The sequence below is a fragment of the Dapis purpurea BLCC-M126 genome (assembly GCF_050015975.1).
Classification (GTDB): Bacteria; Cyanobacteriota; Cyanobacteriia; order Cyanobacteriales; family Microcoleaceae; genus Trichodesmium.
The window spans coordinates 1-10,433 of sequence record NZ_JBNHER010000053.1 but is presented as its reverse complement, the minus strand read 5'-3'; the positions used below and the strand labels follow the sequence as shown (position 1 = coordinate 10,433).

Genomic DNA, 10,433 nt, shown 5'->3' with positions numbered 1-10,433 from the left:
TATTATGTTCGGATAATGACTTAAAATAAAGTTTTTGTTTGTAGTATAGCTCTTAGCCCTATCTAAAGTTGGGGCTGAAGCCCTATTACGAGCTTTAATTATAATCAGGACTTACGCATGAGGTACGAAAAACCAGGATTTGAGATTGCTTCCCTGTCGGTCGCAATGAGGAAAATAGGTTCTACTGCGTAAGTCCTAATAATAACTATTTAACCGAACATAATACTAGGGAGATGAGAGTGATGGACTGAGATGAAATCCCCTAACTGATAACTGATAACTGATAACTGAATGAAGTATGCCACTAAGCAAAAAGCAAAAGATACGTCGTCAGAAGCAAAAAGCCACCACTCTTAATGGTGGAAATAGTCCGAGTGGTGGGTCTCAGAAACGTCGCTCATCGGATGGAGGTGATACCAATGTCAAAGCCAGACGTGAACGGGCAAATGCTTTGGTAAGTCAGGATTCTTCTGACCCCCAGGTTAGTAAAACTCCGGCGTTAAGGCGGCAAAATGCCAGTCGAGATGTCAACAAGGCTAAAGTAGAGAAAGACCCGAAACCAAAAATCGATATTGGTAAAGGTCGGATGATTTATCCAGTTACCAAGGGAGGAGTGACTGAGTACCTGCCTGCTCGGAGTGATGCTGAAGACCATGAAATTGAAGCCGGAGCATTTGTGGAGGATGACGCGGTACGCAAAGATCCGGTGAATACTATTACAGATGCATCAAACTTCAAGCGTCCTACTGTTAAGGATGCTAAGACAGGCCGAACTTTATTCGCCACCACAACAAAAAATAGCAAAGGTAAGGAGAAGACTGAATATCTTCCCCGCCAAAGTGAGGCTACACCCCAGGAGTTAAGTGCCGGGAAATATATTCCAGAGAAAACCCCCAGCGTAGGAGAAGAGTTGGATCAACCACCTAAAACTGACCCAGATAATAACAATCGCCAACTGTTTGCCACCCAGGCAGCTGACGGCAGTATCCAATACTATCCCAAAAAGAATCAGGCCACTGCTAAGGAATTGGCGGAAGGTAAATATCTGGAGGGGTTTGCGGCTAAAGATCCAGTGAATAAGCTTAAAGCTCCATCGGAATTAAAGGGGAAGCGTCCTACAACTAAGGAAGTCGCAACAGGCCGGACTTTATTTGCCACGGCAGCCTTGAAAAGTGATGGAAAGGAGGGCAAGATTGAATATCTTCCTCGCCAGAGTGATGCTACAATTGAGGAGTTAAATGCTGGGAAATATATCCCAGAGAAAGCCTCGAAGGCGGGGGAGGAGTTAGACCAACCTCCCAAAACTGACCCAGATAATGGCGATCGCTACCTGTTTGCTACTCAGGGGGCAGATGGTAGTATCGAATACTTTCCCCGCAAAAACCAGGCTACTGCACAAGAACTAGCGGAAGGTAAATATCTAGAGGGAGTTGCAGCTAAACCTCCTGTGAATCAGATCCTCGACCCATCAGACCTTGATGGTAAGCGTCCAACTGTGACTGAGAAAAGCACAGGACGTAAACTATATGCCACGGTAGTGTTGGACAGTAAAGGGAAAAAGAAGAAAACAGAATATCTGCCCCGACAAAGTGAAGCAACCCAACAGGAACTTGATACTGGGAAATATATCCCGGAGGAAACCTCGAAGGCCGGGGAGGAATTATTTCAACCGCCCATAACTGACTCGAATAATAGCGATCGTAAACTGTTTGCCACCAAAGCAGCAGATGGGAGTATTGAATATTTTCCCAAAAAGAATCAGGCCACGGCTCAAGAACTGGCAGAGGGTAAATATCTGGAAGGGTTTGCTGCTAAAGATCCGGTGAATACGATTGAAGAGGCATCTAAGTATAAGCGTCCAACGGTTACTGAGGCCAGTACAGGACGTACAGTGTTTGCGACGACGACCACCAATTGGCTTGGTCTGTCGAAAACAGAATATCTCCCCCGACAAAGTGAGGCCACAGAACAGGAATTACTGACGGGGAAATATATCCCGGAGCCAGATTCGATAGCGAGGGAGGTGTTGAACAAACGGCCTAGATATGATTTTGAAAATCAGCGGGATCTGTTTGCAGTGAAAGCTGATAATGGCAGTATTCAGTACCTGCCGAAAAAGAGTAAGGCAACTGCTAAGGAGTTTTCTGAAGGGCTATATGTGGAGGATGAGGCGATCTCTCAAAATGCTCCCCTTGGTCCTGCCAATGCCATGAGTAATATTGCGCCAAAATTTGATTCTCAGAAGAATCGTAAAATTTTTGCAGTGATTACAAAGGATGGCGAAACGCGCTATCTACCAAGAGAAAGTGAGGCGACTTCTCAGGAGAGAGTTACAGGGTTATATATCCCAGATGACGTGGTGGACGACCATGAAAGTAAACGTCGTCGCACAGCTATAAAGGATGATTCTGCTGCTCAGGGGTTACGTCGTGCCCAGCGGGCGGATAAACTTGCTGGTGGGCGAATATAGGACAACTATTTATAAATTTGAAGTAATTGGATTGTTCTAGCAGAAACCAACAACGGTATAGCTGGCTGATTTCTGTCAGGTATACTTAGTAAAGGCTCGATCCCTGTGAACCCTAATCAACCTCCCCCATTTTAAATTAAGGAATTGTACTATGGTAAATTTAACAAGAAGAGATCGTAATAAAAAGCAGATTGGTGTAGACGAATTATCAAGAAATGCCCTAAGTCAAAGGCCCGATGTTCAAGCAGCCTTGTCAAGATCTAAAAAAAAGAAAGGAAAAGATGACACTGAAGAAAATGTAGATCAATCAAGAGCAAGAAGACGAAAAGATAGACCGGGGGGAAATCCGATAAATGGCCTTTCACAGAGCGATCGGCAGTCTTCTGCAACTGTAATACAACAAGGAAATGAACTTTCAAATAATAACTTTGATGCAAATTTAACTCAAGAGCAAATAAAAAATGCTTTACAAGAGGAAGCTCAGAAACATACTGCGGACGAGCTAACAGAAGCACTCTGGCACGCTTCTTTTCATCAAGAGGATATAGATGCGTTTGAGGATGTTGGCTTCGGCTATGAACACTTCAAAGAGTGGGTGCAACAAAAAGGATACGATAGTCGTGATACTTCTGGAGCTAACCTTCAATATCCAGCACTAGCACCGATAAAAGTGCAGGGGGACACCACACAAGCAATCCAATTAAATGGGGATTTACAACATTTGCTAGATGCTACAAAAAGGCCAGTGGCTATGACTACAAAAGATGGACAATCTTATTCTCTTTCAACAAGAAAGATAGCTGCAAATTATAGACCTTATGTGTGGGATAGGACTACTGGCGTTAATAACCAAGACGAACAGGCCGTCAACAGTAACAATCCAGTAAACACCGATAACCTGGTTTTTTCAAGAAATGGTCAAAAGATGCTGAGTAGCTATATCGATCACTTTGATTTACCAAATAATTTGCCCAAATGGGCTCTTAAAAGATATCGCAGATATCGTAATCAACAGTTTTTGACCCATCCAGATCAAATAGACCCTAAGGCAACACTTCAATATTCGGGACATTTTGCTCCAACTCATGGTGGACATGAAAAAGTATTTTTCTCAACATTTGCTAACAGTAATAACAAAGAAGCACAAATTGAAATTCGTCGAAACCGTTTGAAACATCATTATGACAGATATGTGTCATTGGTCTTGTGGGATTTGTATCTTCAGCAAAGAGGGTTTACCAGGCAAGTCAATCGATTTAACGATCGCATTGAATTCCAATATGATGGGCAACTTAATGGGAAAGAAAAGACGGTACGCCTCCTTTTAGAAGATATGAATTCAAAGCCTATTAATAAGGCGATGACCTCATTAGTAGGATTTGACGTAGTGCTGGATAAAGATGAATTGACAGCAGTGATGGGCGAAATCAAGAGTGGTTTCTTAAAAAATGGAGGTAGGGCAGAACTACAAGGGGAGGCACATAAATATCCGGCCATTTATGTAGCACCACGAGATGCTAAATATAAGGCCACAAATATATCGGATGATGAAACGAATCCAGCTTGGCTACCAGTGGGTTTACAGAAACAACTGGGAGAAGCTAAGGCTACCGAATTAGTGGAATACATTGCTACGCTTCAAGAGGAAGGGAATGAAGACGGGGATCTAAAATTCTCATCTGTGACGGGTGAAAGAAATCAAAAAGCACTCATTGACGAGGCAAACAAAGTTACTACAGAAATGAGCCAGCTTATGCAAGGACAATTTCCAAATTATCAACCCATATCATGGGACGACTTTCCACCGCCAGGACAAAATAACGATGAAATCAAAACAACTAAGGTTGTCAAAGGTAAGAGTAAGCAGCGGAAACCTGTCAGACCTAAAGATAATAAGCCACCGACTCCATCGATCGTCAATGACTTCAAAGCTGAAATCGATAAATTATTAGTAAAATATGATTTTGCCGATGATGTTGAGGAGCAGGATGGTTTTAAGGAGGATATGCGTCAACTGGTAGATTCTGACCAGTTCAGAGGTAATATCAACACACTTAAACGTTATGCTAATGACTTAGGACTTGACACGATTAATGATTATCTCCAAACGCCGTCGGTAGTCAATGACTTTAAAGCTAAAATCGATGACTTATTAGCAGAATATAATTTTGCTGATGATGTTGAGGAGCAGGATGGTTTTAAGGAGAAAATGCGTCAACTGGTAGATTCTGATGAATTTAAAGATCAAATAGACGTGCTTAAACAATATGCAAATGATTTAGGACTTGACACGATTAATGATTACTTTCAGGATTCCGTCAAGTCACCAGTAGTCAACGATCTGAACAATAATGCCAATGACAGTGTACCTGATAATCGCGCATCTATTGGGCATCCAACTGTGGTGGAAAGGTGGTATCAAGAGAACCTGGAAGTTGGAGTAGAAGGAATTGGTTTAGCATCTCTTAAGAAGCTCGCTTTGGATGCAGATAGAAGAAGAAAAGGACAAGAAAGAAAGAATATAAACCAAGAATTGGTTATATTCAATGCCCAAGGTGATAATGAACTTGTGCTTAATTACATTGCTGCAAATGAATGGATCACCAAATACATTGAAACTGATGCATTTGAATATCTAGTTAGAGCTCAGGAATCGTTAGCAGCAAAAGATTCTGTATAGGATTTTATCCTCTATCCTCTGGTTGTAGGTTAAGTGAGAGCATTCATAGGACCAGAGGTGATTTACGGGAACTAATATCATGTTCGGTAGAACACTTATAATTAGGCTCGTATTTGGGCTAAAGCCCAAATACTAAGTCTTGTAAGGGCTAAAGCCCTACTACAAACAAAAACTTTTTTATCACTGATTATCCGAACATGATATAAATTATCAGCTTTAGATCGATCGCCGATCTTGTAAGTTGGGTAGAAGGATAAAACCGAACAGAGGCTAATTAAGACTTACCTTTTGTTCGGTTTTGCTGACGCTCAAGCTAAACTTCCAACTCTTTCAATCCCAATTTTATGAGCGATCGCTGTTGATGCCAGGGTAAGGGTATGCTCGGTACACTGTAATTAAGTCAGATTTTATATTATGTTCTGTTAAATAGTTATTATAATTAAAGTTCGTAGTAGGGCTGAAGCCCTATCTACAGTTCGGGCTGAAGCCCTACTACAAACCATATACTTTATTATAGAACCCCTGAGCGTATCTTTTCTTAAAATACAAAGGCTTCAGGAAACCCGTTTTAAAGAGTCTAACAAATATAAGGGTTCAGAAAACCGAAAAATCATGAAAATGACTGCCAGAATCATAAAACCCAGATGGATATTAGACTTGTAATTTGTTAAATAGATACCAAATGGGTTCTGTAAAGCAAAATTATATCAAAATTAACAGTAGTATACATAGGTTTTCTCCTATTTGTTAACTTATATAAACTAATATAACAATTTTGTTACAAAGTTTCAACATAATTTTAAATATAGAAGCCCAATAATATAAAACAATGATAGACAAAGTTGGCAATATTGCCAAATTTGTCTATCATTGTTTTTGGAAAATCTCACTAACGGTCTTCTGTGAATTAAGAATCCCCTGTTATCATAGTCTTGAGTTAATTCTTTTCCAAATATTTCGATAATAATTATAAATTTACGTTATTATAGTAATGATTATTATTACTTAAATTTACCAGTGGCCAGTCAATTAACTCAATCTCCCTTGTCAATCGCCAACCCAGAACAACTAGAGCGCATTCGTCACACTTGCGCCCATGTCATGGCGATGGCAGTACAAATCCTATTTCCAGAGACAAAAGTTACCATTGGACCGACCACAGATACGGGTTTTTATTACGATTTTGATCGCCCACAATCTTTTTCCCCTGAAGATTTGAAAAAAATTACCAAGCAAATGCGCTTTATTATTAAAGCTAATTTGCCCATTATTCGTGAAGAGATCACTAGGGAAGAAATTAAAGCCGAAATAGAACAGTTAGGGGAGCCTTATAAACTAGAAATTTTAGATAGTATCCCTCAAGGAGAAATCATTACTCGTTATTACATCGGCAGTCCCGATGGTGGGAGATTGCCCAATGTAGGAGAAAAGCTCAAAGCTGCTTTACCAGATCCTTCTTTGATTAAGCCTGTAAAAATTCCTGCTACGGCATCTTGGTGGGATCTCTGTGCAGGACCACATATTAACTATACAGGAGATATCAACCCAGATGCTTTCGCTTTAGAAAGTGTGGCTGGGGCATACTGGCGAGGAGATGAAACCAAAGCCCAATTACAACGCATTTATGGGACTGCTTGGGAAACGCCCGAACAGTTAGACGCTTATTTAAAACAACAGGAAGAAGCTAAACGCCGAGATCATCGCAAACTAGGAAAAGAGTTAAAACTGTTTAGCATTCAAGAAAATGCTGGTGGTGGTTTGGTATTTTGGCATCCTCGCGGTGCAACGATGCGCTACATCATTGAAGATTATTGGCGTAAGGCTCATTTAGATGCAGGTTACGAACTCCTCTATACTCCCCACATTGCTAATTTAGAATTGTGGAAAACATCGGGACATTTTGACTTTTATCGGGAAAATATGTTTGATTCGATGGAGATTGAGCAACAAGCTTATCAAATCAAACCTATGAACTGTCCCTTTCACGTTCTAACTTATAAAAATGACCTCCATTCCTATCGAGAATTCCCTTTGCGCTGGGCAGAATTAGGGACTGTATATCGCTATGAACGTTCTGGGGTTCTACATGGTTTGATGCGGGTGCGGGGTTTTACTCAAGATGATGCTCATATCTTCTGTTTACCCACACAAATTGCCGTAGAAATTCTTGGTGTACTAAATTTAACAGAGAAGATTCTTTCGGATTTTGGGTTTAAAGACTATGAAGTTAATCTTTCCACTCGCCCAGATAAGTCAGTGGGTACAGATGAAGTTTGGGAGTTGGCAACTCAGGCTTTAGTAGAAGCGTTAAATACCAAAGGTTGGGAATATATTGAAGATAAGGGAGGCGGTGCTTTCTATGGTCCTAAAATCGATATCAAAATTAAAGATGCGATTGGACGTACTTGGCAATGCTCCACTATCCAGGTTGATTTTAACTTACCAGAACGCTTTGACATGGAATATGTAGCCGTCGATGGTTCTCGTCAACGTCCTATTATGATTCATAGGGCAATTTTTGGGTCTTTAGAGCGTTTTTACGGAATTTTAATCGAAAACTATGCAGGAGATTTTCCTTTATGGTTAGCACCTATCCAATTACGTTTGTTACCAGTCAGTGAAGCACAAAGAGAATATGGGGAAACTGTTATTGCTACCCTAAAACAGGCTGGTTACCGAGTAGAAATAGACTGCACGGGGGAACGTTTGGGCAAACAAATACGTAATGCCGAACTAGAAAAAATTCCTGTGGTAGCCATAGTAGGAAAAAAAGAAGTTGAAACTCAAACTTTGAGCATTCGTACTCGCCAACAAGGAGATATTGGGACGATGACTTTGACTGAGTTAAAAGACAGTTTGGCACAGGTTTTAGTTAATAAGACTAAGATTTAGAGGATATCCAAAGTGGGCGTTGCATATTTGCGGGATGAATTGTAGTTTTGGAGAAAGAGGAAGTAGAATATGGGATTTACTCGTTGCCAAAAGTTTCATCCCTTGATTCAGCAACGCCCCAAAGTGAAATATTTTATTGTCTTCATCCGGAATCTATTGGATTATTATTTTTAAGCTGGCCATAATAATTACTGGAGTGTAGACTAACTATAGCAGTGCATTCTGGCATATTTAGATATTATTTTTGTAAACCTTTTCCCTTACTGCACTTTGAGCTGGAAGTTGTAAATAGGCTTAAAACTAGAGAAACTGTAATTACGTGCAAAGTTCTCTGTGTTCACATTCGTTCTTAACGAATTTACCTCATTTCAGCTTTCATTAGTTACAAAAAACTGTCGATAACAAGCATAGTTACGGAAAGTTATACAGTTTAATGTCAGGACTCGAAAACCTTGCATTGAAAGGGTTATAAAATCAGTTGGCACTAAACGACAGCTTCTCTATAGAACCCATTTGGTATCTATTTAATATCATGTTCGGATAATCACTTATAATAAAGTATATGGTTTGTAGTAGGGCTTCAGCCCGAACTGTAGATAGGGCTGAAGCCCTACTACGAACTTTAATTATAATAACTATTTAACCGAACATAATATAACAAATTACAAGTCTAATACCCATCTGGGTTTTATGATTCTGGCAGTCATTTTTCATAATTTTTCGGTTTTCTGAACCCTGATATTTGTTAGGCTCTTTAACACGGGTTTCCTGAAGCCTTTGTATTTTAAGAAAAGATACGCTCAGGGGTTCTATAAGTGATGATCCAAACATGATTATTTAGCGACAAGTATATTAGTCTATACTAGAGTTGTTGATTTGAGCGATTGCTGACGCAAAGCTCCGCTAACGAAATGAATTTTAACTATTCAGAAATTGTGGAAAGCAAAGCCAAAACCCTAAATTTGCTAGGTTCATTAGTAAATCTAGCAGTTCCCATTGCAGCTTTAGCAGGTATAATCAGCTTACAAGTATTCTGGCCACCAGAAGGTTCTCCGTTAAAAGAGAAAATTGTTTTAGATTCAACAGATGCAGTTTTAGCTGAACAAAAAGAAGGTCTACAGCTGAAGTTATGGAAAGCATCTCCTACTTTTGGATTTGATAATTTGATTGCAGATTGGGTATTCTTGCAGTTTCTCCAATATTTCGGGGATGATGCAGCTAGAAACGAAACAGGTTTTTCTCTAAGTGAAGATTACTTTGATATTATAACGCGCTTAGATCCCAGATGGGTTGACATATACCTATTTCTTTCCAACTCTTTATCTATATATGAAGCTAAACCCAAAATAGCCGTAGAATATATGACCCGTGGGACCGATGAACTTTCCCCAGAAATAGATCCGAAAGCTTGGCAAGTATGGAGATTCAAAGGGATAGATCAGTTATTATTAGTAGCTGATACTCCAGGGGCAATTCGTTCTCACGAAATGGCTGCTGAATGGGCTGATAATACATCATACCAAGAGTTAAGCTCTCTGTTTAGAAATACAGCAGAATTTCTCAAGACAGATCCCGATAGTAAATTAATCAGGTTTAACGCCTGGTTATGGGTATATTATCAAACAACAGATCAGACGGTAAGAGAACGCGCTCAACAAGAAATTCTCGAACTTGGTGGGAAAGTCGAAATGAGTGAAGATGGGGAAAAGCGTTTTGTCTTGCCAGATGCTTCTAAATAGATTGGAAATCGATTTTATTATCTGGCTGGCTTATATATCATATCAAATCGTGTTGAATACTTATTGTATAGTTAGGGGAGATGGGGATATCTCGAAATATTTGGCAATAAGCTTAAGATGAAACATTTTTTTATACCGAATTAAGCCGATTTGATAAATGTTTGCTACAAATACCTAGGCTATTGCTAGTATTCGTATCAAATCTGTTTACTTTGGGGTTGGGAGATTCTAAAAGAGGCAAAAAGTCGTAGGGTTTTGGTTTAGTAACCAAACTACTACGAGCCTTGAGTTGTACCGATATAATACCAAATCCGGTTATTATAAAGTACCCTTTTCAAAATCCTCTATAACTATCTCTCTATTTCCCTATCCCCCCATCTCCCCATCTTCCCATCTTCCCAAAAGGATACTTTATAAACTGGATTTAGTATAATATGCTATTTACCGAATAATTATTAATTATTAATTAAATAATTCAGGTTTAAAGCCTCCTCTTTCAAGAGGAAAAAGCGGTCGGAAAGCGGAGCATTCCGTTAGGATGGGATGCCGAGGTCTCCGTTCCCTCCGGGACGCTACGCGTTTCATGTCGGCGACAGCCGAAACGGCATATCCAATCGACCAAGAGAAGAGAAATAATATTTCCTTATATTCA

At 39.8% G+C, this 10,433-nt stretch carries 4 protein-coding genes; all 4 read left to right on the top strand.

Going from position 1 to position 10,433, the window contains the following annotated elements; translation table 11 throughout:
- Window positions 1-298: 298 nt before the first annotated feature.
- The 4 genes from ACP6PL_RS05125 (at window position 299) to ACP6PL_RS05110 (ending at window position 9,781) form a co-directional block, all read left to right on the top strand.
- Window positions 299-2,470: a hypothetical protein gene (locus tag ACP6PL_RS05125; RefSeq protein ID WP_426543230.1), complete on the top strand. Its 2,172-nt coding sequence runs from the start codon at window positions 299-301 to the stop codon at window positions 2,468-2,470.
- Between the two features lie 151 nt (window positions 2,471-2,621).
- Window positions 2,622-5,150, top strand: coding sequence for a hypothetical protein (locus ACP6PL_RS05120; protein ID WP_426543228.1), 2,529 nt, complete (start codon window positions 2,622-2,624; stop codon window positions 5,148-5,150).
- A 1,017-nt stretch (window positions 5,151-6,167) separates the two neighbouring features.
- Window positions 6,168-8,042, top strand: a complete 1,875-nt coding sequence (gene thrS / locus ACP6PL_RS05115; RefSeq protein WP_426543226.1) for a threonine--tRNA ligase — start codon at window positions 6,168-6,170, stop codon at window positions 8,040-8,042.
- A 911-nt stretch (window positions 8,043-8,953) separates the two neighbouring features.
- The gene (locus ACP6PL_RS05110) at window positions 8,954-9,781 is read left to right on the top strand and encodes a hypothetical protein (RefSeq protein WP_426543224.1); all 828 of its coding nucleotides are present in this window, start codon (window positions 8,954-8,956) and stop codon (window positions 9,779-9,781) included.
- Window positions 9,782-10,433: the final 652 nt, after the last annotated feature.